25 protein-coding genes are annotated in these 22,779 nt (G+C 69.9%); 20 read left to right on the plus strand and 5 right to left on the minus strand.

Annotated features, from left to right (window positions below; genetic code table 11):
- Window positions 1-332: 332 nt before the first annotated feature.
- The 14 genes from AC3EGR_RS09020 to AC3EGR_RS09085 all read left to right on the plus strand — a co-directional run bounded on the left by AC3EGR_RS09020 (window position 333) and on the right by AC3EGR_RS09085 (window position 11,467).
- On the plus strand, window positions 333-2,681 hold the full coding sequence (locus tag AC3EGR_RS09020) for a DUF3141 domain-containing protein (RefSeq protein WP_488546129.1): 2,349 nt from the start codon (window positions 333-335) through the stop codon (window positions 2,679-2,681).
- Complete coding sequence (locus tag AC3EGR_RS09025; protein WP_488546130.1) at window positions 2,678-3,616, plus strand: phosphate acetyltransferase; 939 nt, start codon at window positions 2,678-2,680, stop codon at window positions 3,614-3,616. The genes AC3EGR_RS09020 and AC3EGR_RS09025 overlap by 4 nt, the downstream gene beginning before the upstream one ends.
- 9 nt (window positions 3,617-3,625) lie before the next feature.
- Entirely contained in the window at window positions 3,626-4,807 is a 1,182-nt protein-coding gene (locus AC3EGR_RS09030; protein ID WP_488546131.1) for an acetate/propionate family kinase, read from the plus strand.
- A complete protein-coding gene (locus AC3EGR_RS09035) occupies window positions 4,808-5,341 on the plus strand; it encodes a GNAT family N-acetyltransferase (protein WP_488546132.1) in 534 nt (177 codons plus the stop codon).
- Window positions 5,338-6,117, plus strand: coding sequence for an enoyl-ACP reductase FabI (fabI, locus tag AC3EGR_RS09040; RefSeq protein ID WP_488546133.1), 780 nt, complete (start codon window positions 5,338-5,340; stop codon window positions 6,115-6,117). Before AC3EGR_RS09035 ends, fabI begins: the two co-directional genes overlap by 4 nt.
- 10 nt (window positions 6,118-6,127) lie before the next feature.
- A complete protein-coding gene (locus tag AC3EGR_RS09045) occupies window positions 6,128-6,364 on the plus strand; it encodes an RNA recognition motif domain-containing protein (RefSeq protein ID WP_488546134.1) in 237 nt (78 codons plus the stop codon).
- Window position 6,365: 1 nt separating this feature from the next.
- On the plus strand, window positions 6,366-7,394 hold the full coding sequence (locus AC3EGR_RS09050; protein ID WP_488546135.1) for a hypothetical protein: 1,029 nt from the start codon (window positions 6,366-6,368) through the stop codon (window positions 7,392-7,394).
- A gap of 7 nt (window positions 7,395-7,401) precedes the next feature.
- The gene (locus AC3EGR_RS09055; protein WP_488546136.1) at window positions 7,402-8,127 is read left to right on the plus strand and encodes a sensor histidine kinase; all 726 of its coding nucleotides are present in this window, start codon (window positions 7,402-7,404) and stop codon (window positions 8,125-8,127) included.
- Between the two features lie 69 nt (window positions 8,128-8,196).
- Window positions 8,197-9,099, plus strand: coding sequence for an SDR family oxidoreductase (locus tag AC3EGR_RS09060; protein ID WP_488546137.1), 903 nt, complete (start codon window positions 8,197-8,199; stop codon window positions 9,097-9,099).
- A 23-nt stretch (window positions 9,100-9,122) separates the two neighbouring features.
- Window positions 9,123-9,545, plus strand: coding sequence for a DUF1801 domain-containing protein (locus AC3EGR_RS09065; protein ID WP_488546138.1), 423 nt, complete (start codon window positions 9,123-9,125; stop codon window positions 9,543-9,545).
- A gap of 69 nt (window positions 9,546-9,614) precedes the next feature.
- Complete coding sequence (locus AC3EGR_RS09070) at window positions 9,615-10,007, plus strand: DUF4345 domain-containing protein (protein WP_488546139.1); 393 nt, start codon at window positions 9,615-9,617, stop codon at window positions 10,005-10,007.
- 4 nt (window positions 10,008-10,011) lie between these two features.
- The gene (locus AC3EGR_RS09075; RefSeq protein ID WP_488546140.1) at window positions 10,012-10,695 is read left to right on the plus strand and encodes a hypothetical protein; all 684 of its coding nucleotides are present in this window, start codon (window positions 10,012-10,014) and stop codon (window positions 10,693-10,695) included.
- Window positions 10,692-11,180, plus strand: a complete 489-nt coding sequence (locus tag AC3EGR_RS09080) for a GFA family protein (protein WP_488546141.1) — start codon at window positions 10,692-10,694, stop codon at window positions 11,178-11,180. The genes AC3EGR_RS09075 and AC3EGR_RS09080 overlap by 4 nt, the downstream gene beginning before the upstream one ends.
- Before the next feature lie 23 nt (window positions 11,181-11,203).
- Window positions 11,204-11,467 carry a hypothetical protein gene (locus AC3EGR_RS09085; protein ID WP_488546142.1) on the plus strand — a complete coding sequence of 88 codons (264 nt, stop codon included), beginning with the start codon at window positions 11,204-11,206 and terminating at the stop codon, window positions 11,465-11,467.
- Here the strand turns inward: AC3EGR_RS09085 and AC3EGR_RS09090 are convergent.
- From AC3EGR_RS09090 to AC3EGR_RS09110, 5 genes are all read right to left on the minus strand, one after another.
- Window positions 11,464-12,459 carry a Vgb family protein gene (locus AC3EGR_RS09090; protein WP_488546143.1) on the minus strand — a complete coding sequence of 332 codons (996 nt, stop codon included), beginning with the start codon at window positions 12,457-12,459 and terminating at the stop codon, window positions 11,464-11,466. The two genes, AC3EGR_RS09085 and AC3EGR_RS09090, sit on opposite strands and share 4 nt — an antisense overlap.
- Window positions 12,460-12,510: 51 nt before the next feature.
- Window positions 12,511-13,560 carry a response regulator transcription factor gene (locus AC3EGR_RS09095; RefSeq protein WP_488546144.1) on the minus strand — a complete coding sequence of 350 codons (1,050 nt, stop codon included), beginning with the start codon at window positions 13,558-13,560 and terminating at the stop codon, window positions 12,511-12,513.
- Between the two features lie 67 nt (window positions 13,561-13,627).
- Window positions 13,628-14,737 carry a 5-methyltetrahydropteroyltriglutamate--homocysteine S-methyltransferase gene (locus tag AC3EGR_RS09100; protein WP_488546145.1) on the minus strand — a complete coding sequence of 370 codons (1,110 nt, stop codon included), beginning with the start codon at window positions 14,735-14,737 and terminating at the stop codon, window positions 13,628-13,630.
- 108 nt (window positions 14,738-14,845) lie between these two features.
- Window positions 14,846-15,802: a PDR/VanB family oxidoreductase gene (locus tag AC3EGR_RS09105; protein WP_488546146.1), complete on the minus strand. Its 957-nt coding sequence runs from the start codon at window positions 15,800-15,802 to the stop codon at window positions 14,846-14,848.
- Window positions 15,803-15,883: 81 nt separating this feature from the next.
- Entirely contained in the window at window positions 15,884-16,927 is a 1,044-nt protein-coding gene (locus AC3EGR_RS09110) for an aromatic ring-hydroxylating dioxygenase subunit alpha (RefSeq protein WP_488546147.1), read from the minus strand.
- Window positions 16,928-17,107: 180 nt separating this feature from the next.
- Between AC3EGR_RS09110 and AC3EGR_RS09115 the strand changes: the two genes are divergently transcribed.
- The 6 genes from AC3EGR_RS09115 (at window position 17,108) to AC3EGR_RS09140 (ending at window position 22,779) form a co-directional block, all read left to right on the plus strand.
- Complete coding sequence (locus AC3EGR_RS09115; RefSeq protein WP_488546148.1) at window positions 17,108-17,866, plus strand: GntR family transcriptional regulator; 759 nt, start codon at window positions 17,108-17,110, stop codon at window positions 17,864-17,866.
- 246 nt (window positions 17,867-18,112) lie between these two features.
- Window positions 18,113-19,285 carry an ABC transporter substrate-binding protein gene (locus AC3EGR_RS09120; protein ID WP_488546149.1) on the plus strand — a complete coding sequence of 391 codons (1,173 nt, stop codon included), beginning with the start codon at window positions 18,113-18,115 and terminating at the stop codon, window positions 19,283-19,285.
- A 120-nt stretch (window positions 19,286-19,405) separates the two neighbouring features.
- The gene (locus AC3EGR_RS09125) at window positions 19,406-20,269 is read left to right on the plus strand and encodes a branched-chain amino acid ABC transporter permease (protein ID WP_488546150.1); all 864 of its coding nucleotides are present in this window, start codon (window positions 19,406-19,408) and stop codon (window positions 20,267-20,269) included.
- Entirely contained in the window at window positions 20,266-21,318 is a 1,053-nt protein-coding gene (locus AC3EGR_RS09130; protein ID WP_488546151.1) for a branched-chain amino acid ABC transporter permease, read from the plus strand. The genes AC3EGR_RS09125 and AC3EGR_RS09130 overlap by 4 nt, the downstream gene beginning before the upstream one ends.
- Complete coding sequence (locus AC3EGR_RS09135; RefSeq protein ID WP_488546152.1) at window positions 21,318-22,082, plus strand: ABC transporter ATP-binding protein; 765 nt, start codon at window positions 21,318-21,320, stop codon at window positions 22,080-22,082. The genes AC3EGR_RS09130 and AC3EGR_RS09135 overlap by 1 nt, the downstream gene beginning before the upstream one ends.
- The gene (locus AC3EGR_RS09140; protein WP_488546153.1) at window positions 22,075-22,779 is read left to right on the plus strand and encodes an ABC transporter ATP-binding protein; all 705 of its coding nucleotides are present in this window, start codon (window positions 22,075-22,077) and stop codon (window positions 22,777-22,779) included. Before AC3EGR_RS09135 ends, AC3EGR_RS09140 begins: the two co-directional genes overlap by 8 nt.

The following is a 22,779-nucleotide window of genomic DNA, read 5'->3' on the forward strand; positions in this document are numbered from 1 at the left end:
ACTCCCGCTGCCGGCCCGCAATGGCCGCTCAGAGGCGAGCGTGTAACAAAAAACTGTTACACGCCGCGGGCCCGGCGCCTCGACCTTTTGCGTTCGGCCCGCGCAGAGACCTCCTGCGATTTTTCGGAATGGATCGGCGCGGCCCCGATGCTGGCCACGACTTCACGACGCGGCAGCGGCGGCCCCGCGCGCTCGCATTGGCAGGGGTGGCGCGCCTCTTTGGCACCCATGGGACCTTGGTCCGATGGCCGGCGCTGCAGCAATTCCCGACCATCGCTGCAGCCCGTGCGGACGTTCCGCCGCGGGCGCAACCTCGTCGCACCGGGAGAGCCATGCAAGACCCCACCCGTCACCTGTCGCGCAGCGCGGAGCTGTCGGCCAAGGTCGGCCAGCTGCTGCAGAAGCGCCTGAACGTCGCCCGCGAACTGTTCACCGAACGCGCCCGCGCAGCGGTCGACCGCTATGGCGCAGCCGCCGGCGACACGCCGCCCACGCCAATGGAGGCCCTGGCCAGCGCCGGGCAGTACGCGATCGACTTCGCCCAGCGCTCCGTGCTGTTCTGGGACACCTTGCGCGAACGGGGCAACAACTTCGTGGAGCACACGCGCGCCGGCCTGCCGCCCGTGCTGCATTTCGAGTACGAGATGGTCATGGACGGCCGCACCCTGGAGCGGGCCGTCAACTACGCGCTGGTGCGCATCGTGCCGCCGCGCGGCGTGACCGTGGACGACGGCCTGCGCCCCTACGTCATCATCGACCCGCGCGCGGGCCATGGCCCCGGCATCGGCGGCTTCAAGGACGACTCGCAGGTCGGCGTGGCGCTGCGCGAAGGACACCCCGTCTACTTCGTGATCTTCTTCCCGGAGCCCGAGCCGGACCAGACGCTGCTGGACGTGTGCGAGGCCGAGCGCCTGTTCGTGCAGCACGTGCGCGCGCGGCATCCCGACGCGCCCAAGCCGGCGATCGTCGGCAACTGCCAGGGCGGCTGGGCCGCGATGATGCTGGCCAGCGCCAATCCCGACGACACCGGCCCGGTGGTGATCAACGGCGCTCCGATGTCGTATTGGGGTGGCGCCTGGGAAGAGGGCGAGGGCGACAACCCGATGCGCTACGCGGGCGGGCTGCTCGGTGGCACCTGGCTCGCATCGCTCACCTCGGACATCGGCGGCGGCAAGTTCGACGGCGCCTGGCTGGTGCAGAACTTCGAGAACCTGCATCCGGCCAACACCTACTGGGACAAGTACTACCACCTGTTCGCGAACGTCGACACCGAGCCGCCGCGCTACCTGGAGTTCGAGCGCTGGTGGGGCGGCTTCTTCCTGATGAACCGCGAGGAGATCGAGTGGATCACCCGCAACCTGTTCGTCGGCAACAAGCTGTGGAAGGGCGGCGTGCAGGACGGCGCGGGCGGCGTGTTCGACCTGCGCGAGATGAAGGTGCCCATCATCCTGTTCGCTTCCATGGGCGACAACATCACGCCGCCGGAACAGGCCTTCAACTGGGTCGCCGACGTGTACGGCAGCACCGAGGAGATCAAGGTGCGCGGCCAGGTGATCGTCGGGCTGCTGCACCAGGACATCGGCCACCTCGGAATCTTCGTCTCGGGCAAGGTGGCCAAGAAGGAACACGCGCAGATCGTCGAGGTGATGGAGTCCATCGAGGCGCTCGCGCCCGGCCTGTACGGCATGGCGATCGCCGAGCGCAAGGGGCCGGACGGCAAGCCCGTGTACGAGGTGAGCTTCCAGGAAAAGACGCTGGAGGAGCTGACCCCGAACCTGAACCGCTTCGAGCGCAGCGACGAGAAGCCCTTCGAGGCGGTCGCCGCCCTCTCCGACTTCAACCAGCACGCCTACGAGCTGTTCGCGCGGCCGCTGGTGCAGGCCATGTCCACCGACCTCGGGGCCAAGCTCGGGCGCAGCTTCCACCCCCTGCGCTACCAGCGCTGGGCGGTGTCCGACCTCAATCCCGCGACCTGGTGGCTCAAGCCGGCGGCGGAGATGGTGCGGCAGCAGCGCAAGGCGCTGCCGCCCGAGCACCCGTCGCGCCAGGGCGAGAAGCTGATGTCCGAGCTGACCAGCGCTTCCATGGACTACTACCGCGGGGTGCGCGACGCGCTCAGCGAGGCGCAGTTCTTCCAGCTGTACGGCAACATGTTCTCGGTCTATCTCGCCGATCGCGCCGGGGACGCGCCCGGCGCCCGCGACGTGGTGCGCGACCCGCGCCAGCTTCCCGTGGTGAAGGAGGCGCTGGAAGCCATCGACCACGGCGGCTATGCCGAAGCGACCGCGCGCGCCGCCTACCTGCTCGCGCGCAAGGGCGAGCCGCTGCCGCTGGAGCGGCTGGAGCTGAAGAAGGACCTGATGAAGGAATACAAGGACCTGCTGCCCGCCATGACGCTGGACGAGGCCCGGCGCGTGCGCGGCGAGCAGGAGCTGATCGTGCGGTATGCGCCCGAGCAGGCCATCGAGACCTTGCCGCGGCTGCTGCCCGCGGCTTCGGACCGGGAGCGCTTCCTGTCGCTGCTGGACCACGTGCTGGCCGACAAGCGCGTGCAGAAGGTCAAGCCGCTGCCCGAGCAGGTCGCGATGATGGAGCGCATCCGCACCAGCGTGGGCGCGGGCAACGGCGGCAGCCGCAGTCGCTCCGGTGGGCGCCGCGTGGCGCAGAAAGGCGCGCGATGAGCACGCACCACAACTACGAGCTGCTGCTCGCCCGGGCCAAGAAGCTGCCGGCGGTGCCGACGGCCGTCGCCCACCCGTGCGACGCGTCCTCGCTCACGGCCGTCGTCGACGCGGCGAAGCTGGGCCTGATCGCGCCCATCCTGGTCGGCCCCGTGCACAAGATCCGGGCGGCGGCGCAGGCGGCCGACATCGACATCTCGAAGTACGAGATCGTCGACGCGCCGCACAGCCATGCCGCGGCGGCGGAGGCGGTGCGGCTGGTGCGCGAAGGGCGGGCGGAATGCCTGATGAAGGGCAGCCTGCACACGGACGAACTCATGGCAGCGGTGGTCGCGCGGGAAGGCGGCCTGCGCACCTCCAGGCGGGTCAGCCACTGCTTCGTCATGGACGTGCCGAACCACGACACGCCCCTGGTCATTTCCGACGCCGCGGTCAACATCGCCCCGACCCTGGAAGACAAGGTCCACATCGTGCAGAACGCGATCGACCTGATCCACGCCCTCGGCGGGGAAGAGGCGCGCGTGGCCATCCTGTCGGCCATGGAAACGGTCAACCCCAAAGTGCCTTCGACGGTCGAGGCCGCGGCGCTGTGCAAGATGGCCGACCGCGGCCAGATCACCGGCGGCATCCTGGACGGTCCGCTGGCGCTGGACAACGCGATCGACCTGAAGGCGGCGGCGATCAAGAAGATCGACTCGCCGGTGGCCGGCCGGGCCAACGTGCTGATCGTGCCGGACCTCGAGGCGGGCAACATGCTCGCCAAGAGCCTGAGCTTCCTGGCCGACGCCGATGCCGCGGGCATCGTCCTGGGCGCCAAGGTGCCGGTGATCCTGACCAGCCGCGCCGACTCGGTGATGACCCGGCTCGCTTCCTGCGCCGTCGCCTCCCTGGTGGCCAATGCCCGGCGCGACGCGCTGGCCAAGGCGGTGCAATAGGAGCAGGCCATGGCAGACGCGATCGCGGTCCTCAACGCCGGCTCCTCGAGCATCAAGTACTCCCTGTTCCTGCTGCGCGGCAACGGCCTCGAGCTGTCCTTGCGCGGCCAGGTCGAGGGCCTGCACACGCGTCCGCGCTTCGTGGCGAAGGACAAGGACGGCGAAGTGCTGGAAGAGACCACCTGGGCCGACGGCGTGCAACTGGGGCATGCGGGGGCCCTGGACCACCTCGTGCCTTACGTGCGCACGCACCTGGGGCGTGACCGGCTGGCCGCCATCGGGCACCGCGTGGTGCACGGCGGGATGGATTTCGCCGCCCCGGTGCGCGTCACCGCGGCGGTGGTGGAGCAGCTGCGGCGCTTCGAGCCGCTGGCACCGCTGCACCAGCCGCACAACCTGGGGGCGATCCAGGTGGTATTGGAGCGCCTGCCGGAACTGCCCCAGGTCGCCTGCTTCGACACCGCCTTCCACCGCGGCAACCCCGAGGTGGCGCAGATGTTCGCGCTGCCCGCGAAGCTGCACGAGGAGGGCGTGCGCCGCTACGGCTTCCACGGCCTGTCGTACGAGTACATCGCCTCGGTGCTGCCGCAGGTGGACGAGCGCGCGGCCCAGGGCCGCACCGTGGTGCTGCACCTGGGCAACGGCGCCAGCATGTGCGCGCTGCAGGCGGGCCGCAGCGTGGCGAGCACCATGGGTTTCACGGCGGTGGACGGCTTGCCGATGGGGACGCGCTGCGGTGCGGTGGACCCCGGCGTGATCCTCTACCTCATGGACCAGCGCGGCATGGATGTGCGCGCGATCGAGAAGCTGGTCTACAACCAGTCCGGGCTGCTGGGCGTGTCCGGCATCTCCAGCGACATGCGCGCGCTGCTGGCCAGCGACGATGCGCGGGCGCGGATGGCGATCGACCTGTACATCTACCGCATCCGCCGCGAGCTGGGCTCGCTGGCCGCGTCGCTCGGCGGGCTGGATGCGATCGTGTTCACCGCCGGCATCGGCGAGCACGCCGCCTTCATCCGCCAGCGCGTGTGCGAGGACGCCGCCTGGCTCGGCGTCGAACTCGATCCGGCCGCGAACGCGAAGGACGGGCCGCGCATCAGCGCCGCCGGCAGCCGCGTGTCCGCGTGGGTGCTTCCCACGAACGAAGAGCTGATGATCGCCCGGCATGCGCGGGCGCTCATGGCCGGCTGAATGGATGCGGCGGCCTACCGTGCCCGGGACACGCTGCGGGACGGCACGTGCGTGGAGATCCGCGCCCTGCGCCCCGGCGACGCGGACGCCCTGCGCCAGTCGGTCGGCCGCATGAGCGATGAATCCGTCGTGCGCCGCTTCTTCGCGCCGCGCAACGGCTTCAGCGAGGAGGAAGTCTCCCGCTTCGTGAATGTCGACTTCATCCGGCACGTGGCGCTCGTCGCCACCGAGCCGCATGCCGGGGGCGAGCGCATCGTGGGTGGCGCGCGCTACGTCGTGCTGGCGCCGGGCGAGGCCGAGATGGCCTGCGCGGTGGAGGACACGCACCAGGGCCGCGGCCTGGGCACGGTGCTCCTGCGTCACCTGGGCGCGGTCGCGCGTGCCGCGGGCATCCAACGCATCCACGCCGACGTGCTGGCCGAGAACACCCCCATGCTGCGCCTGCTGCGCGGCGCCGGCCTGCCGCTCGCGCAGCAACGCGCCTCGGGCGCCGTCCACCTCACCCTCACGCTGGAACCGAGGAGCGCACCATGAAGCCTGTCCCCACGCCGCCCCTGAAGGGCCTGAAGGCGCTGGTCGTCGGCGTCGCCAACGAACACTCCATTGCCTGGGGCTGCGCGTCGGCCTTCCGGCAACTGGGCGCCGAGGTGGCGCTGACCTACCTGAACGAGAAGGCGAAGACCTACGTGGAGCCGCTGGCGCGGCAGATCGAGTCGCCGCTGCTGCTGCCGCTGGACGCGGCCAAGCCGGGCGAGATGGAGGCCGTGTTCGAGCGCGTGCGCGACACCTGGGGTCGGCTCGACATCGTGGTGCACTCGATCGCCTGGGCGCCCAAGGAGGACCTGCAGGGCGGCCTCCTGGACAGCAGCGCCGCGGGCTTCGCCGGCGCGATGGACATCTCCTGCCACTCCTTCATCCGCATGGCCAGGCTCGCCGCGCCCCTGATGACGGAAGGCGGCACCCTGTTCGCCATGAGCTACCACGGCGCCCAGAAGGTGGTGGCCAACTACAACCTGATGGGCCCGGTGAAGGCGGCGCTGGAGGCGTCCTGCCGCTACCTGGCCTACGAGCTCGGGCCCAGGGGCATCCGGGTGCATCCCATCTCGCCCGGTCCGCTGAAGACCCGTGCCGCCTCCGGCCTGAAGGACTTCGACCTGCTGCTGAACGAAGCGATGCAGCGCGCGCCCGTGGGCGAGCTGGTGGACATCATGGACGTGGGCTTCGCCTGCGCCTATCTGGCCACGCCGTACGCGCGCCGCATCACCGGCGGCACCGTGTACGTCGATGGCGGCGTGAACATCATGGGGTGAGGAGCAAACCATGCGCATCGTGATCGGCAACCTGCCCGACGACGTCGACGAGGAGGGCATCCGCGACGCGCTGTCGCCCTTCGCGCCCGTGGAGGCCATCAAGCTCGTGCACGAGAGCGGCGCCCCGACGGCGCTGATCGAAATGGAAACCACCCGCTCGCATGCCGAGCAACTGGCCAACCGCATCCGGGGCCGCCTGTACCAGGGCAAGCCGCTGAACGCGTGGGTGCCCACCATGGACTGGTAGCGTGGCCGCCGCCTCCCTGATCGACCGCGTGGTCGCGGCCCTGTTCGGCCGCACGGAAGACGCGCCCGACCAGGCGCTGGTCGCGGAGCTGACGGACCTGGTCGTCGACACCGTGGAGCCCCGGGTGCGGGCCGACCGGCGCTACCGCGAGAAGCTGGACCCGTGCATCCGCGCCACCATCGCCTACCTGCGCGAGATCGGCCGCACGCCGCTGGAGCCGCTGCTGCTCACCCGCAGCCGCTGGGGCGAGGACCGCTGCCTGAACGCCTTTTTCGCCAGTCCCGACGACATCCCCGCCTTCCTGGGACGCAGCAAGGAACTGCGCGCCTTCTTCGCCTCGCACGCGGGTGCGCAGGAGGCGATCGCGCTGCTGGGCATGCGGCGCGAGGAGAAGACGGTGTTCGCGCCCCGCTACCAGGGCGGGATGCTGATGGAGGACGTGACGCGCACGACGGTGGCGTTCACCGGCCACCGGCTCGTCGGGCCGTCCGACAGCGAGGCGCAGACGCGGCTGGAGGTCGGCAAGCGCATCGTGCTGCGCCTGGCCCAGGTGGCGCTGGGCCGCATCCTGGAGATCGATCGCCAGGGCGTGAAGAAGGAGCAGCACAAGGCCTGGCTCTCCACCCGCCTGCGCTTCCTGAAACTGGCGCAGGACGGCATGCAGGGCATCGTGGACGACCCCGCCACCATCGAGCAGCAGATCGCGGAGGTCAAGCGCGAGCTCGACGAGGCCGTCAAGGACTACATCGAGGTCAAGTCCACGCTGGTCACCCTGGACGGCTACATCGCGCAGATCAAGGAGGTCTTCGGCCATCCCGCGCGCTACGTGAGCCTGGAGCGCACCGAGCTGCGCCTGGACCGCATGAACGTGAAGGTGGACGCGGCCGAGGCCGAGCCGCAGCAGGCGCTGACGCTCGTGGAGCTGCGCATCGGCGAGCGGACGCAGGCGGTGGTCGCGTTCGTGCGCTGCGCACGCGCCGACGTGCCGCCACCGCAGGACCTGCTCGCGCAGGCGGAACGCTACCTCTAGGGGCCGCATGGACGCACAGCTTCAGGGACCGCAAGGCCGCATCCTGCCCGTCGTCGTGCGCGATGCGGGCGAACGCGCACGCGGCAAGGAGGAGCTCGCGGCCGTCGCCGCCGAGGCGGTGCGCGCCCGCGAGGAGGAAAAGGCGCGCATCGCTCGCGAGCTGCACGACGAACTGGCGCAGACGCTCACGGCGCTCAAGCTGGACACGGCGTGGGTCCGCGACAACCTGGAGCAGCGCGAAGCGAGCCAGGCACGCCTGCAAGCCATGCTGGAACTGCTGGACATGGCCGTCGCAGCCACGCGCAGGATCGCCGCGGACCTGCGCCCGCCCGTTCTCGACGACCTGGGCCTGCTGGCCGCGGTCGAATGGCTGGCGCACAACTTCGAGGAACGGCACGGCATCGCCTGCGAGCTGGACGTGGACGCGGCGCTGCACGTGGAGGACCCGCAGGCCACCGGCCTGTTCCGCATCCTGCAGGAATCGCTGGTGAACGTGGCCAAGCACGCGCACGCCAGCCGCGTGCAGGTGCGCCTGCGCCGCGAGGGCGACGACGTGGTGCTCGCCGTGCAGGACGATGGCGTGGGCTTCGCGCCCGCCCGGCCGCGCCGGCCGGCCTCGCTGGGCCTGGTGGGCGTGCGCGAACGCGTGCAGCTGCTGCAAGGGACCTTCGCCATCGCGAGCGAACCGGGCGGGGGCACGCGGCTGGAAGTCCAGGTGCCGCTGCCGGCCTGAGCCGGCTTCCTGGCAGCCGCGGCGGCTGCTACATTGCCCGGCATCGGGCGCCGCCCGGGGGAGACAGCCATGTACGCAGCGCAACTGTTCGCGGGCCAGCGCATCCTGGTCACCGGCGGCGGCACCGGCCTGGGCCGGGCGATGGCCGAACACTTCCTCTCCCTCGGCGGCGACGTCGCCATCTGCGGCCGCCGCAAGCAGGTCTGCGACGAGACCGCCGCGCAGTGGCGCGAGCGCTTCCCGGGCCGGCGCGTCGACACCTTCGGCGTCGACATCCGCGTGGCACAGGCCGTGGAGGAGATGGTGCAGGCCCTGTGGGACGGCGGCGGCCTCACCGGGCTGGTGAACAACGCGGCGGGCAACTTCATCGCACCGACCGAAAGCCTGTCGCCGCGCGCCTTCGACGCCATCGCCAACATCGTCTTCCACGGCACCTTCTACGTCACCCAGGCCGTGGGCAAGCGCTGGATTGCGCAGGCCAAGTCGGGCGAGTGGAAGCCCGACCAGCCCTGGCGCAGCGTCATGAGCATCATCACGACCTGGGTGGACAACGGCAGCCCCTATGTCGTGCCCTCGGCCATGAGCAAGGCCGGCATCGAGGTCATGACCAAGTCGCTCGCGGTGGAGTGGGCGCGCCATGGCGTGCGCCTGAACGCCGTGGGGCCCGGCGAGATCCCGACCGAGGGCATGAGCAAGCGGCTCAATCCCGGCGAGGAGCCGGGCGCGCGCAGCAAGGCGCGCAACCCGATGGCGCGCGCCGGCCGCATGAGCGAACTGCAGAACCTCGCCGCCTTCCTCATGGCGCCCGGGCAATGCGACTGGCTCACCGGCCAGGCCATCATGATGGACGGCGGCAACGCGCTCGCCACCGGCGGCAACTTCTACGAGTTGCGCGACTGGAGCGACGCCGAGTGGCAGGCGGCGCGCGAGCGCATCGAGGCACAGAACGCCAAGGACAAGGCGCAGCGTTGAAGGACGGCGCCAGGCTCCCGCCCATGAAATCCCGGCCTTCGACCGCCGCCGCGCCGGGCGACGCGAACGCGTCCACCCTGATCGACCGCAGGATCGCCGATCTCGGCGACTGGCGCGGCACGACCCTCGCCAGGATGCGCAAGCTGATCCTGGAAGCCGACCCCGGTGTCGTGGAGGAGGTCAAGTGGCGGGGCACGCCGGTCTGGTCCCACGACGGGATCCTGTGCACCGGCGAGTCGTACAAGGCGGTGGTGAAACTGACCTTCGCCAAGGGCGCCGCGCTGGCGGACCCGGCGCGCCTGTTCAACGCCAGCCTGGAAGGGAACACCCGGCGCGCGATCGACATCCACGAGGGCGAGACCGTGGACGCAGGCGCGTTCAAGGCGCTGGTCCGCGCCGCGGTGGCCCTCAACGCCTCCACCGCGAAGGCGAAGCGGGCGAAATAGGGCGGCGCCGGCCGGGGTTGGCCGGGCCGGGGCGCAGGGCTACCATGCGCGCATCCAGCGGGGTGCCCCATGCCAGCCAGCCAACGCGTCGTGCAGGTCTGCCTCTTCCTCGTCGCCGCCATCGCCTTGTTCGGCGGCACCCTGCAGGTCAGCCTGGGCCAGCCCGAGACCACCCCGCGGCTGGACAACCTGCACCGCTTCCTCGGCGCCGTCTACCTGTCGATGGGAGTGATCGCGGCCTGGGCGGCGTGGACCGTGCGGGAGCAGGGCACGCTGGTCTACCTGATCGCGTTGGGCTGCTTCATGGGCGGCGTCGGCCGGCTGATCTCCATGTCCCAGGTCGGCCTGCCCGAACCGCATGCGCTGTGGCTCACCTACGTGATCGCCGAGCTCCTGATCCCGCTGGTCATCGTCGCTGGCCAATGGGCCGGCACGCACGCCGGCGTGCGACCCGCCGTGTGAGACCGTGTTCGCCGGGCACGTCGGGGCGGCGCTGGCGCTCGCGGGTGCGCAGCGCCGCGTGAATGCGGGCGCCTTCGTCGCCGCCGCGCTGCTGTCGGATTTGCTCCTGTGGACCTTCATCCTGCTGGGGTGGGAGTCCGTCACCATCCCGCCGGATTTCGCGGCATCCCACCAGGCCGCGTTCGTCTTCCCGTGGTCGCACGGCCTGGCAGCCAGCCTCGGGTGGTCGGCGGCCGTCGGCGCGGCGGCGTTCGGCGTCACGGGCAGCCGGCGGGCCGCCCTCCTGCTCGCCGCGGCCGTGTTCTCGCACTGGATCCTCGACCTCCTGGTCCATCGGCCCGAACTGCCGCTGCTTGGCGCGGACTCGCCGCACCTGGGGCTGGGCGCGTGGGACCACCTGCCCTGGGCGCTCGCGCTGGAGTCGGGCATCGTCCTGGCCGGACTCTGGGTATTCGCCAGGGGAGCGGCACTTGCGCAAGGGCGCTCGCGCGCCCTGGTCGTGCTGGTGCTCGCCATCCTTGGCTTGACGCTGGCCGGGATGACCGTCGCGCCGCCACCGCCTTCGGCCCGGGCGATGGCCGCCAGTTCCCTCGCCACGCTGCTGGCGCTGTGCGGGGCGGTGTGGTGGCTGGGCCGCGCCCGGCTTGTGCCTGCCGCCGAACTCCCGGATGATGCAGCCCAACCGTGACGAGTCCCGCGCACTTCCCGCTCGAAGGTGGCTGTGACTGCCGCTACCTGCGCTACCGCATGCGCACGGCGCCGCTGTTCGTGCACTGCTGCCATTGCCGCTGGTGCCAGCGCGAGAGCGGCGCTTCCTTCGCCCTCAACGCGATGATCGAGGCCGACCGCGTCGAGCTGCTGGCCGGCGAGCCGGTCGTGGTCGACACGCCGTCGGAAAGCGGCAAGGGCCAGCGCATCGCGCGCTGCCCGCGCTGCCAGATCGCGGTCTGGAGCAACTACGCCGGTGCCGGCGCGCGCGTGCACTTCGTGCGCGTGGGCACGCTGGACGACCCGGACGCGCTGCCGCCCGACATCCACATCTACACCGCCTCCAGGCAGCCCTGGGTGCAACTGCCTGCGGGCGTTCCGGCGGTGCCCGCGTACTACGACCGCCGCCAGTACTGGCCGGCGGACAGCCTGCAGCGGCGCGACGTCCTGCTCGGACGCGCCTGAGCCGCAGCCCTGACGGAAACCGAATGCGCCACAAGACCCTCACCACCGCCATCGTCCTCGTCGCCGCGCTGCTGCTCGCCGCCGTGCTGAACCCCTCGCCGCAGCGCCACCGCGAGCGCATCCAGGAATCGGTGGGCGAGCGCAGCCCGGTCGCCAAGGTGTTCGGCGTGGGGGCGCTCAAGGCCTTCGCATCGAACTACCACTCGCTGGGCGTCGCCTCGTACACCAACGCCGGCGACAGGACGCTGTCCGTGGGCGCCTTCGGCCTGGTGTACGTGCTGAACTAGGCGGCCGCGCTGCGGATCACGGCGATGTGCTCCGTGCCGCTTTCCGGCAGCCACACCTCGCCCTTGCGACCCAGGATCTGCCGCACGTTGCCGCTCTCGCGCGGCAGGGCGAACTTCTCGAACTTCTCGCTGCGCGGGTCGAACGCCCACACCGCGTTGCCGCCGAAGTCGCTGACCCAGACGCGATCGCGCTCGTCCACGTAGACGGCGTAGATCATCGGCCGGTCGCCCGGGACCTTCCAGGCGCGCCAGCTGTTCGCGGCGGGGTCGTGCATGGAGACCTGGCCGCTGTTCCACTCGCTGACCCAGATGCGGCCGCGGCTGTCGCTCCAGACGCGCCGCGCGCCCTGGTCGCGCGTGGGCGGCTCCACGATGCGCGACTCGCCGGTCTTGCGGTCGACGTGGGCGATGAAGGAGCCGGCAAGCGAACACCACCACACCTCGCCGGCAGGCGTCGTGCAGATGCCGTAGGGCCCGCGGCCGCGCGGCGACTGCTTCACGCTCACCTGTCCCGTCTTCACGGCGAGCTTGCCGACGTAGCCGGACTGGCCGGTGAACCAGAGGTCGCCGTCGCCATCGAAGGTGCAGGTGTTGAGGTTCGCCCAGGGCGTGCCGGCGGGCAGGGGGAAGGCGCTCACCTTGCGGTCCGGCCAGCCGACGCGCACGATGGCGTTCTGTCCGCCGTCGGTGAGCCAGGCTGCGCGGTCCGGCCCTTGCACCACGCCGTGCGGCGAGGAGCCCGGACCCAGCGGGACGAGTTCGGTGCGGCCCGTGGACGGCTCGAACCAGCCTAGGTGGCCGCTGGCCTGTGCGGAGAAGAACACGCCGCCATCGGGCGCCGGCGCGACGTCGTGGATGCCGGTGCGGCGCGAGGTCGCGAGCTTCCAGGACTGGAACGCGCTGCCGGCTTGCGCGCGTGAGGTTCCAGGGAGCAGGGCGCCGGCGGCCAGCCAGGCCAGCACGGGACGGCGGGACAGCGGGAACTGCAGCATGGAAGCCTCCTGCGTTGCGCCGCGCCATTGTGCGCGCCGCGGGGGGAGGGCTCAAGTGGCCGGCGCCACGCCCAGGATCTCGACGCCCGCGTCGCCGCGCCGGGTGCGGCCGCGCCGCCCGAGCATGGCCTGCGCCCCCAGCAAGGTCGCGAGGCTGTCGCTGGCGGCGATGCGCCAGCCTTCGGCGGCGGCCGCTTCCTCCAGCGCGCCCACCGCGTGCACCGCTTCACCGGGGACCAGTGCATGGCCCTGGTCACCGTGCAGCCCGTCCGTCATGGCCACCAGCGCAACCGGGCCGGCGTGCAGGGCGATGCGCACCTTGCGCTCGCGCGGCACGCTCTTTGCCAGCGCGACGGCGGCGCGCAGCACCTGCCGTTCCACCGGCGTCGTCCTCGTTTCGGCATCGGCCGCGAACACGGCCATCAGCTTGGGCCCATAAGGCAGCACCTGCGTGGCGCCGAACAGGTACAGCGTGTCGCGCGCCGCCTGCTGCCCCTGCTTGACGCGCTCCGCCAGCGCTGCCTCTTCGTCCGGCGTGTCGCCGATCAGGTCGGCCAGCAGGAGGAAGGCGCGCGCGTAGTGCAGGTCGGTGGCGCCGTGGGCCTGCGTCCAGCGCTTGTTGATCGCGCGCTGCAGCTGGCTTTCGTAGTGGCGGCCCAGGGTTTCCTTCTGCTGCTCCAGCGCGGTCTCGACGATGTCGGACACGGACGTGCGGAACGCTTCCTCTTGCACCTGGCGGCGCGCCAGCACCGCGGTCACCGCTTCGCACAGCTCGTCGGGGCGGTACGGCTTGGTGATGTAGTCGTCGGCACCCGCGGTCATGCCCTGGCGCATGTGCTTGCGGTCGGACATGGCCGTCAGCAGGATGACGGGAATCGTGGCCAGGTTGGGGTCCGCGCGCAGCTGTGCCAGGACGTCGTAGCCGGTCACCGCCGGCATCATCACGTCGCACACGATCACGTCCGGGCACTGCTCGCGCGCGGCGCGCAGGCCTTCCACGCCATCTGCGGCCTCCTGCACTTCGTGGCCTGCCTTCTTCAGGGCGAAACGGGCGACGAAGCGCTGGGCCTCGTCGTCCTCGATCAACAACACAGCTGCCATGCGGTCATTCTCGGCGAAAAAAAAGCGCCGCGGGGGCGGCGCTTGACTGAGCGGACGAGACGGACGCCTAGTCGCCCCACATCTCGCGCGCGGTGTCGATCACCAGCCGCAGCTTGTTGCGTTGCGCTTCGACGTGGATGTTGTTGCCGTGGACCGTGCTGGAAAAGCCACACTGGGGCGACAGTGCCAGCTGCTCCATCGGGGCGTACTTCGCCGCTTCGTCGATGCGGCGCTTCAGGGCGTCCTTGTCTTCGAGCTGGTCGAACTTGGTGGTGACCAGGCCCAGGACGACCGTCTTGCCCGGCTTCAGGTAGCGCAGCGGCCGGAAGTCGCCCGAACGCTCGTCGTCGTACTCCAGGAAGAACGCGTCGATGTTCATCTCGGTGAGCAGCGCCTCGGCCACGGGCTCGTAATTGCCGGCAGCGGCGTGCGTGCTCTTGAAGTTGCCGCGGCACAGGTGCATGGCCAGCAGCATGCCTTCGGGCTTCTGCGCCACGACCTTGTTGATGAACTTCGCGTAGCGGTGCGGCAGCTCGTTGGGGTCGTCGCCGCGCTGGCGGGCCGCCTCGCGCATCTTCTCGTCGCACAGGTAGGCCAGGTTGGTGTCGTCCATCTGCACGTAGCGGCAGCCCGCCTCGTACAGGGAGCGCAGCTCGTCGCCATAGGCCTTGGCCACGTCGTCGTAGAAGGCCGGGTCCAGCTCGGGATAGGCGTCCTTGCTGATGCCCGCGCGGCCGCCGCGGAAGTGCAGCATGGTCGGCGAGGGGATGGTCACCTTGGGCGTGTGGCCGGCGGAGACCTGGGACTTGAGGTACTCGAAGTCGGCCTTCTGGATGTCCTTGGCGTGGCGCACCTTGTCGGTGACGCGGATCACCGGCGGGGCCAGCTCCTCGGTGCCGTCGGGCTTCTTGATCGTGACCGGGATGTCGGTCTTGACGCCACCGAGCTGCTCGAGGAAGTCGATGTGGAAGTAGGTGCGGCGGAACTCGCCGTCGGTGACGCTCTTGAGGCCCACGTCCTCCTGGAACTTCACGATCTCGGTGATCGCCTGGTCTTCCACCTTGCGCAGCTGCTCGGGCGTGATGTCGCCGCGGGCCTTCTGCGCGCGGGCTTCGAGCAGGTACTTCGGGCGCAGGAAGCTGCCGACGTGGTCGTAGCGGGCGGGGAGTTTCATCATGGTGGTGTCTCTCGGGGAAGCGGGGATCTTAAACGGTCGGGGAGGGGTGCTCCGGGCGCGGCGGGTTCGCGTTCGCTCACCCTCCGCGCGAACCCCACCGGTGCCCCCTCACATGTCCAGCACCAGCACCGCCGATTTCGCCCGCGAGCAGCAAGGCGTGAACTGGTCGTGCTTGGACTTCTCTTCGTCGGTGAAGTACAGGTCGCGGTGGTCGCACTCGCCCTGCAGCACGCGGGTGATGCAGGTGCCGCAGACGCCCTGCTCGCAGGAGGTGAGGATCTCGATGCCGTGCTTCTGCAGCGCCTGCACCACCGTCTCGTCGGCGCCGACCGCGTAGGTCGCGCCGCTGCTGGCGATCTTCACCTGGAAGGGGCGGTCGCCCGTGGTGTCCTGCGGGGCAGCGCCGAAGTATTCCAGGTGCACCTGGTCCTTGGCCCAGCCGAGACGGTCCGCGGTCTTGACCACCCAGTCGATGAAGCCGGTGGGGCCGCAGACGTAGACGTGGGTGCCCGGGTCATGCTTGGCCAGCACTTCCTCGAGCTGCAGCTTCTGGCCCGCATCTCCATCGTCGAAATGGAAGTCCACGCGTTCGGCCCAGTCGGCGCCCGCGATCTCGTCGCGGAAGGCGGTGCGCGAAGGCGAGCGGGTGCAGTAGTGCATCTCGAACTCGGCCCCGATCTGCGCCAGGCGCTGCGCCATGCACAACAAGGGCGTCACGCCGATGCCGCCGGCCAGCAGCACCGTGCGCTGGGCATGCACCAGGGGGAAGTGGTTGCGCGGCTCGCTGATCAGGAGCGTGTCGCCTTCCTTGACCGCGTCATGCATGCCCGCGGAGCCGCCGCGGGAAGCCGGGTCGCGCAGCACCGCGATGCGGTAGCGGTGCTTTTCCGCCGCGTCGTTGCACAGCGAGTACTGGCGCGTGAGGCCGCCGGGCACCTGCACGTCGATGTGCGAGCCGGCGCTGAAGCCGGGCAGGGCGGAGCCGTCCGGCTTGACCAGCTCGAAGCTGGCGATGTCCTGCGCTTCCTGCGCCTTGCGCGCAACCTTGACGGTGATCTGCGTCATGTCAGCCTCCGCCGAGCCGCCTCAAGGAGGCTGAAGCCCCTTCGGGGGGCAGCGAACGAATGTGAGCGTGGGGGCACATTTTCAGGCCACCAGCTTCTGCGGGTCTTCCGCGGCAACGAGCTTGTCGATGATGCGCCGCGACTGCACGCCGCCGGCGTCGATGTTGAGCATCAGCAGCTTGCGCTGCGGGTTCAGCAGCAGGTTGCGCTGCTGGGCCTCCAGCACCGCCGTGTCTTCCGAGAACACCTTGGCCTGCCCCTCGCGGATCTGCGCCGTGAGGTTGGTGTCCTTCACGTTGAAGTTGCGCGCCATGCCCCAGAAGTACCACATGGTGGTCTCGGTCTCAGGGGTGAGGAAGTCCACGACGATGCTGGAGACCTTGTCCTTGGCATCCGCGTTGTAGCCGCCCTTGCCGGCATGGGCCACGCCCACCTCGATCATGATGTGCGAGGGCGGGTAGAAGTGGCACACCTGCCAGCGGTCCACCGGCACGTCGTCGGCCAGGCCGTTGCCGCGCAGGTTGGCGCGCCAGAACGGCGGCGGCATCACGTTCTCCATGAAGCGGCTGGTGACGACGTGCTCGCCTTCGGTCTTCGTCGTGACCGGCGTCTCGTCGATCTCCTTCTGGCCGATGCTGGTGGTGTGCACGTAGGTCTCGTGCGTGAGGTCCATCAGGTTGTCGACCATGAGGCGGTAGTCGCACTTGATGTGGTACAGCCCGCCGCCGTAGGTCCAGTCGGGGCTCTCGGCCCACGCCAGGTGGTGCAGCTTCGCCGGATCCGCCTGCGCCGCGTCGCCGGGCCACACCCACACGAAGCCGTAGCGTTCGATCACGGGATAGGACTTGTTCTTCGGGAAGCCCTGCACGCGCTGGCCGGGCATGGCGACGGTCTTGCCGTCGCAGCCCATCACGAGCCCGTGGTAGCCGCAGACCAGGTTGCCTTCCGAGACGTAGCCCAGGGACAGCTGGGCGCCGCGGTGCGGGCAGAAGTCTTCGACCGCCGCCACCTGGCCGTCGCCGCGGCGGTAGAAAGCGATCTTCTCGTTGCAGATGGTGCGGCCGAGCGGCTTGTCGTCGATCTCGTCCGGCATGCAGGCGACGTACCAGGCGTTCTTGGGAAACATGGGCGGGTCCGGCAGGGTTGGGGGGAAATTTCGGCCGGATCATACGTCACGGGATACGCGTTGTATACAGGCTCGGCCGACCTCGCCAGGGTCTCCGCCGATGTTTACCTCTGGAGAGAGCCGATTGACGGTGCCGCGTGCGGCGGTTAATCTGCCGTCCATGTATACAAGAGGCTCAGCATGAACGCCGGGATGCCGGTCGTGCCGGCGGACGAGCAGGGTGGTTCGCAGGCCGTGAAGGCCCAGTTGCGCCTGCGCGAGATGATCCTGGCCGGCGAGTTGCCGGGCGGCGCCCGCATCGCCGAGCTCAACCTGGTCGAGCGCCTGGGCGTGTCGCGCACGCCGATCCGCGCCGCGCTGATGCGCCTGGAGCAGGAAGGGCTGCTCCAGGCCCTGCCCAACGGCGGTTACGCCGTGCGTACCTTTTCCGAGCGGGACGTGGCGGACGCCATCGAACTGCGCGGCACCATGGAAGGCCTGTCGGCGCGCGTGGCGGCGGAGCGCGGCGTCGCCCCCGTGGTGCTGGCCGAAGCCCGCGCGTGCCTGGCCGACATCGACACGCTGTTGCTGCAGCCCGCCCTGGACGACGAGGCCTTCACCCGCTACGTCGTGCTGAACCAGCGCTTCCACGTGCTGCTGGTCGAGATGGCGGCCAGCCCCGTGCTGTCGCGCGAACTGGAGCGGGTGGTGAACCTGCCGTTCGCCTCGCCCTCCGGGTTCGTGGTGGTGCAGGCCGATTCGCCCCGGGCCCGCGACATGTTGATCGTCGCCCAGGACCAGCACCGGCAGGTGCTCGACGCCATCGAGGGGCGGGAAGGCGCGCGGGCCGAGGCCATCATGCGCGAGCATTCGCGCATCGCCCAGCGCAACCTGCGCGAAGCCGTGCGGGCCGAGGACCTGGGCCGGATGCCGGGGGTGCGCTTGATCCGACAGCGGTAGCGCAGGGCCGGTTGCGTTCATGCGGCATGGGCGATACTCCCGCCACCTGGCTCGGCAGTCCGGTGTTTTCCGGCCAGCCACCCAGCCATGTGCAATAACTCGCGCTTCGATATCGCAAAGCCTCATAACTGCTAGACGCGCCTGAGGTTTGCGATGGCGAAGCGGGCCTTCAGAATGCGCAGCGCACGCTTCGGCAGGCAGCGCTCGCACGCGCCCGGTCCAAGTCAACCAAGGAGATCCCACGCCATGCACAAAAGAACCCTTCTGCAGACCGCCGCGGTCCTCGCGCTCGCCGGGGCCAGCGGCCTGAGCCTGGCGCAGGACAACGTGTTCAAGATCGGCCTGATCCTGCCGATGACCGGCCAGCAGGCCACCACCGGCCGCCAGATCGAGGCGGCCGCCAAGCTGTGGATGGCGCAGAACGGCGACACGGTGGCCGGCAAGAAGGTGCAGTTGATCGTCAAGGACGACGCCAGCGTGCCCGCCAACACGCGCCGCCTGGCGCAGGAACTGGTGGTCAACGACAAGGTCAACGTGCTGGCCGGCATGGGCATCACGCCCTCGGCGCTGGCCGTCGCGCCGATCGCCACGCAGTCCAAGACGCCGCTGGTGGTGATGGCCGCCGCGACCTCCAGCATCACCGAAGCCTCGCCCTACATCGTGCGCAGCAGCTTCACCCTGCCGCAGGCCTCCGTGGCGCTGGCCGACTGGGCGCCCAAGAACGGCATCAAGAACGTGGTGACGCTGGTGTCCGACTACGGCCCGGGCATCGACGCCGAGAAGTTCTTCAAGGAGCGCTTCCAGTTCAACGGCGGCAAGGTGACCGAGTCGCTGCGCGTGCCGCTGATGAACCCGGACTTCGCCCCTTTCCTGCAGAAGGTGCGTGACCTCAAGCCCGACGCGCTGTTCGTGTTCACGCCCTCGGGCGCCGGCGCGGCGCTGATGAAGCAGTTCGGCGAGCGCGGCATGGACAAGGCCGGCATCAAGCTGATCGGCACCGGCGACATCACCGACGACGACCAGCTCAACGACATGGGCGACGTCGCGCTGGGCGTGGTGACCTCGCACCACTACTCTACGAACCACAACTCGCCGGCCAACAAGAAGTTCGTCGAAGCCTTCACGAAGGCCAACAAGAACCTGCGTCCCAACTTCATGGCCGTCGGTGGCTACGACGGCATGCGCGTCATCTACGAAGCGCTCAAGAAGACCGGCGGCAAGGGCGGCGGCGACGCGCTGCTGGCGGCGATGAAGGGCCAGATCTTCGAGAGCCCGCGTGGCCCGGTGTTCATCGACGCCCAGACCCGCGACGTCGTGCAGAACATCTACCTGCGCAAGGTGGAGAAGAAGGACGGCCAGCTCTGGAACGTGGAGTTCGACGTCATCAAGGACGTGAAGGACCCGGGCAAGACCAAGTAATCCTGCCTTGCTCCTCCCCCTGCGGGGGAAGGCCGGGAGGGGGGCGCGCAAGCCCGCAGGACGGCGCGCCCCCGCCCCAACCCTCCCCCGAGAGGGGAGGGAGTAACCTCCACTCCCACCATGCTCACCATCCTCTTCGACGGCATCGCCTACGGCATGCTGCTGTTCGTGCTGGCGGTCGGACTGGCCGTGACCATGGGCCTGATGAACTTCATCAACCTGGCCCACGGCGCCTTCGCCATGGCGGGCGGCTACATCACGGTGCTGCTGATGCAGCGGCTGGACGTGCCGTTCCTGGTCTGCCTGCCGATCGCCTTCGCGGGCTCGGCGCTGCTCGGCGCGGTGCTGGAACGCACGCTGTACCGGCCCCTGTACCACAAGCCCCACCTGGACCAGGTGCTGTTCTCCATCGGCCTGGTGTTCATGGCGGTGGCGGCGGTGGACTACTACGTGGGCTCGACGCAGCAGATCATGCAGCTGCCCCCGTGGCTCAAGGGACGCACGGAGATCGGTTCGCTGGGCATGGGCCACTACCGGCTGTTCATCATCGCGGTGTGCGCGGCGTTGACGCTGGGACTGCAATACATCCTCTCGCGCACGCGCTTCGGCAGCCGCCTGCGCGCCGCGGTCGACGACCAGCGCGTGGCGGCCGGCATGGGCATCAACGTCAACGTGGTGTTCCTCTCCACCTTCGCCTTCGGCTCCGGCCTGGCGGGCCTGGGCGGGGCGCTGGGCGCCGAGGTGCTGGGGCTGGACCCCACCTTCCCGCTCAAGTTCATGATCTATTTCCTGATCGTGGTGGCCGTGGGCGGCACGTCCTCCATCACCGGGCCGCTGCTGGCCGCGCTGCTGCTCGGCATCGCGGACGTGGCCGGCAAGTACTACATCCCCAAGATGGGGGCCTTCATCGTGTACAGCCTGATGATCGTCATCCTGCTGTGGCGGCCCAACGGCCTGTTCGTGCGGCAAGGGGGCAAGGCATGATCCCGGCCCAGACCAACCTGCAGCGCGCCAGCCGCATGAAGCCCTGGGAGCCCGTGCTGTGGCTCGCCGCGTTCGCCATGCCGCTGGTGTTCCCTTCCCATGCGGCGCTGATCAACGAGATCGCCATCCTGGCCCTGTTCGCGGTGTCGCTCGACCTGGTGCTCGGCTTCGCCGGCATCGTGTCGCTGGGCCACGCGGCCTTCTTCGGACTGGGCGCGTACACCGCGGCGCTGTTCTGCAAGCACGTCATGCCGGACCCGCACCTGGGCCTGCTGGTGGCCATGGGCGTCGCGGCCTTGCTCGGGCTGGTGGCGAGCCTGACCGTGCTGCGCGGCAGCGACCTGACGCGCTTGATGGTGACGCTGGGCGTCGCGCTGCTGCTCGCCGAACTGGCGAACAAGCTGGACTGGCTCACCGGCGGCACCGACGGCATCCAGGGCCTGCTGTTCTCGCCGGTGCTCGGCAAGTTCGAGTTCGACCTCGCCGGCCACACCGCCTCGTACTACTCGCTGTCGGTGCTGCTGATCCTGTTCCTCGTCGCCCGGCGCATCGTCAACTCGCCCTTCGGCGCAACGCTCAAGGCGATCCGCGACAACCGCCTGCGTGCCATGGCCATCGGCGTGCCGGTGCATGCCCGCCTGGTCGCCGTCTACACCGTCGCCGCCGCGATGGCGGGTGCCGCCGGGGCGCTGTTCACGCAGAGCTCGGGCTTCGCATCGATCGACGTGCTGGAGTTCCACCGCTCCGCCGACGTGATGCTGATGCTGGTGATCGGCGGCACCGGCTGGCTGTATGGCGGCGTGCTGGGCGCCGCCGTGTTCCGGCTGATGCAGGACTTCCTGTCGCAGATCACGCCCCAGTACTGGACCTTCTGGCTGGGCCTGTTCCTGGTGGTGCTGGTGCTGGTCGGCCGCGACCGCCTGTTGAAGCCCTGGACCTGGTGGAGGAGGCGGCCCGACGCAGCGCGGCCGCCCGAAGCTGCGGGCCCCCTCGTTCCGGAGGCGGCAGGCGCGGACCCCGCAGTGGGCAAGCCCGGGGGAGGTTCCTGATGAACGACGTCGTCCTCTCCTGCCAGGGGCTGGTGAAGAAGTTCGGCGGCATCACCGCCACCAACGACGTCACCCTGAACCTGCGCCGCGGCGCGCGTCACGCACTGATCGGCCCCAATGGCGCCGGCAAGACGACGCTGATCAACCTGCTGACCGGCGTGCTGGAGCCCACCTCGGGCAGCATCACCCTCGAAGGCAAGGACATCTCGCAGCTGGCGCCCTACAAGCGCGTGCGCCGCGGCATGGTGCGCACCTTCCAGATCAACCAGCTGTTCGCGTCCATGACGCCGCTGGAGACGCTGGCGCTGGTCGTGTCGCAGCACCGCGGGCTGGGCGCGCGCTGGTGGAAGTCGCTGGGCAGCGATGCCGGCGTGGCCGAGCGGGCGCAGCTGCTGCTGGAACAGTTCCACCTGGCCGAAGTGGCCACGCAGAAGACCGAGCACCTCGCCTACGGCAAGCGCCGGCTGCTGGAGATCGCGATCGCGCTGGCGTGCGAGCCGCGCGTGCTGCTTCTCGACGAGCCGGTGGCCGGCGTCCCGGCGGGCGAGCGCGAGGAGCTGCTGCAGACCGTGGCGGCGCTGCCCGCCGACGTGTCCGTGCTGCTGATCGAGCACGACATGGACCTGGTCTTCAGCTTCGCCAACCGCATGACCGTTCTCGTGAACGGCACCGTGCTCACCGAAGGCTCGCCGGCCGAGATCGCCGCGAACCCGGAAGTCAAGGCCGTCTACCTGGGACACGGCGAGGAGGCTGCCCATGTCTGAACTGCTGCGGGTCGACCAGCTCAGCGCCGGCTACGGCGAGGCGGTGGTCCTCAACGAAGTGTCCTTCGGCCTCGGCGAAGGGCAGACGCTCGCGCTCCTGGGCCGCAACGGCACCGGCAAGACGACGCTGATCAACACCCTGGCCGGCGCGACGCGCCAGCACGGCGGCAGCATCACGCTGGCTGGCACGGCGCTGCACAAGCTGCCGTCCCACCAGCGTGCCGCGGCGGGCATCGGCTGGGTGCCGCAGGAGCGCAACATCTTCAAGTCGCTCACGGTGCACGAGAACCTCACGGCCGTGGCGCGTCCGGGCCGCTGGACGCCGCAGCGCGTCTACGAGATGTTCCCGCGCCTGGCCGAGCGCAAGACCAACCTGGGCACGCAGCTGTCCGGCGGCGAGCAGCAGATGCTCGCCGTGGGTCGCGCACTGGTCGTGAACCCCAGGCTGCTGCTGCTCGACGAGCCGCTCGAAGGCCTCGCGCCCATCATCGTGGCGGAACTGCTCAAGGCGATCGCGCGCATCACGCGCGAGGAGGGCCTGTCGGCCATCATCGTGGAGCAGCACCCGCAGGCGATCCTGGCCATCTCCGACCGCGCCATCGTGCTGGACCACGGAACCGTGGTGCATTCCGATACCGCCGCTGCACTTCGCGGCGCCCCCGAGCTCCTCGACCGCCTCCTGGGCGTGGCACGATAA

The organism is Ramlibacter sp. G4-7 (assembly GCF_057784995.1).

Coding starts and splice junctions, on each gene's coding strand:
- AC3EGR_RS09020 (WP_488546129.1), top strand. CDS start 333: ATGCAAGACCCCACCCGTCACCTGTCGCGCAGCGCGGAGCTGTCGGCC.
- AC3EGR_RS09025 (WP_488546130.1), top strand. CDS start 2,678: ATGAGCACGCACCACAACTACGAGCTGCTGCTCGCCCGGGCCAAGAAG.
- AC3EGR_RS09030 (WP_488546131.1), top strand. CDS start 3,626: ATGGCAGACGCGATCGCGGTCCTCAACGCCGGCTCCTCGAGCATCAAG.
- AC3EGR_RS09035 (WP_488546132.1), top strand. CDS start 4,808: ATGGATGCGGCGGCCTACCGTGCCCGGGACACGCTGCGGGACGGCACG.
- fabI (WP_488546133.1), top strand. CDS start 5,338: ATGAAGCCTGTCCCCACGCCGCCCCTGAAGGGCCTGAAGGCGCTGGTC.
- AC3EGR_RS09045 (WP_488546134.1), top strand. CDS start 6,128: ATGCGCATCGTGATCGGCAACCTGCCCGACGACGTCGACGAGGAGGGC.
- AC3EGR_RS09055 (WP_488546136.1), top strand. CDS start 7,402: ATGGACGCACAGCTTCAGGGACCGCAAGGCCGCATCCTGCCCGTCGTC.
- AC3EGR_RS09060 (WP_488546137.1), top strand. CDS start 8,197: ATGTACGCAGCGCAACTGTTCGCGGGCCAGCGCATCCTGGTCACCGGC.
- AC3EGR_RS09065 (WP_488546138.1), top strand. CDS start 9,123: ATGAAATCCCGGCCTTCGACCGCCGCCGCGCCGGGCGACGCGAACGCG.
- AC3EGR_RS09070 (WP_488546139.1), top strand. CDS start 9,615: ATGCCAGCCAGCCAACGCGTCGTGCAGGTCTGCCTCTTCCTCGTCGCC.
- AC3EGR_RS09085 (WP_488546142.1), top strand. CDS start 11,204: ATGCGCCACAAGACCCTCACCACCGCCATCGTCCTCGTCGCCGCGCTG.
- AC3EGR_RS09090 (WP_488546143.1), bottom strand. CDS start 12,459: ATGCTGCAGTTCCCGCTGTCCCGCCGTCCCGTGCTGGCCTGGCTGGCC.
- AC3EGR_RS09095 (WP_488546144.1), bottom strand. CDS start 13,560: ATGGCAGCTGTGTTGTTGATCGAGGACGACGAGGCCCAGCGCTTCGTC.
- AC3EGR_RS09100 (WP_488546145.1), bottom strand. CDS start 14,737: ATGATGAAACTCCCCGCCCGCTACGACCACGTCGGCAGCTTCCTGCGC.
- AC3EGR_RS09105 (WP_488546146.1), bottom strand. CDS start 15,802: ATGACGCAGATCACCGTCAAGGTTGCGCGCAAGGCGCAGGAAGCGCAG.
- AC3EGR_RS09110 (WP_488546147.1), bottom strand. CDS start 16,927: ATGTTTCCCAAGAACGCCTGGTACGTCGCCTGCATGCCGGACGAGATC.
- AC3EGR_RS09115 (WP_488546148.1), top strand. CDS start 17,108: ATGAACGCCGGGATGCCGGTCGTGCCGGCGGACGAGCAGGGTGGTTCG.
- AC3EGR_RS09120 (WP_488546149.1), top strand. CDS start 18,113: ATGCACAAAAGAACCCTTCTGCAGACCGCCGCGGTCCTCGCGCTCGCC.
- AC3EGR_RS09125 (WP_488546150.1), top strand. CDS start 19,406: ATGCTCACCATCCTCTTCGACGGCATCGCCTACGGCATGCTGCTGTTC.
- AC3EGR_RS09130 (WP_488546151.1), top strand. CDS start 20,266: ATGATCCCGGCCCAGACCAACCTGCAGCGCGCCAGCCGCATGAAGCCC.
- AC3EGR_RS09135 (WP_488546152.1), top strand. CDS start 21,318: ATGAACGACGTCGTCCTCTCCTGCCAGGGGCTGGTGAAGAAGTTCGGC.
- AC3EGR_RS09140 (WP_488546153.1), top strand. CDS start 22,075: ATGTCTGAACTGCTGCGGGTCGACCAGCTCAGCGCCGGCTACGGCGAG.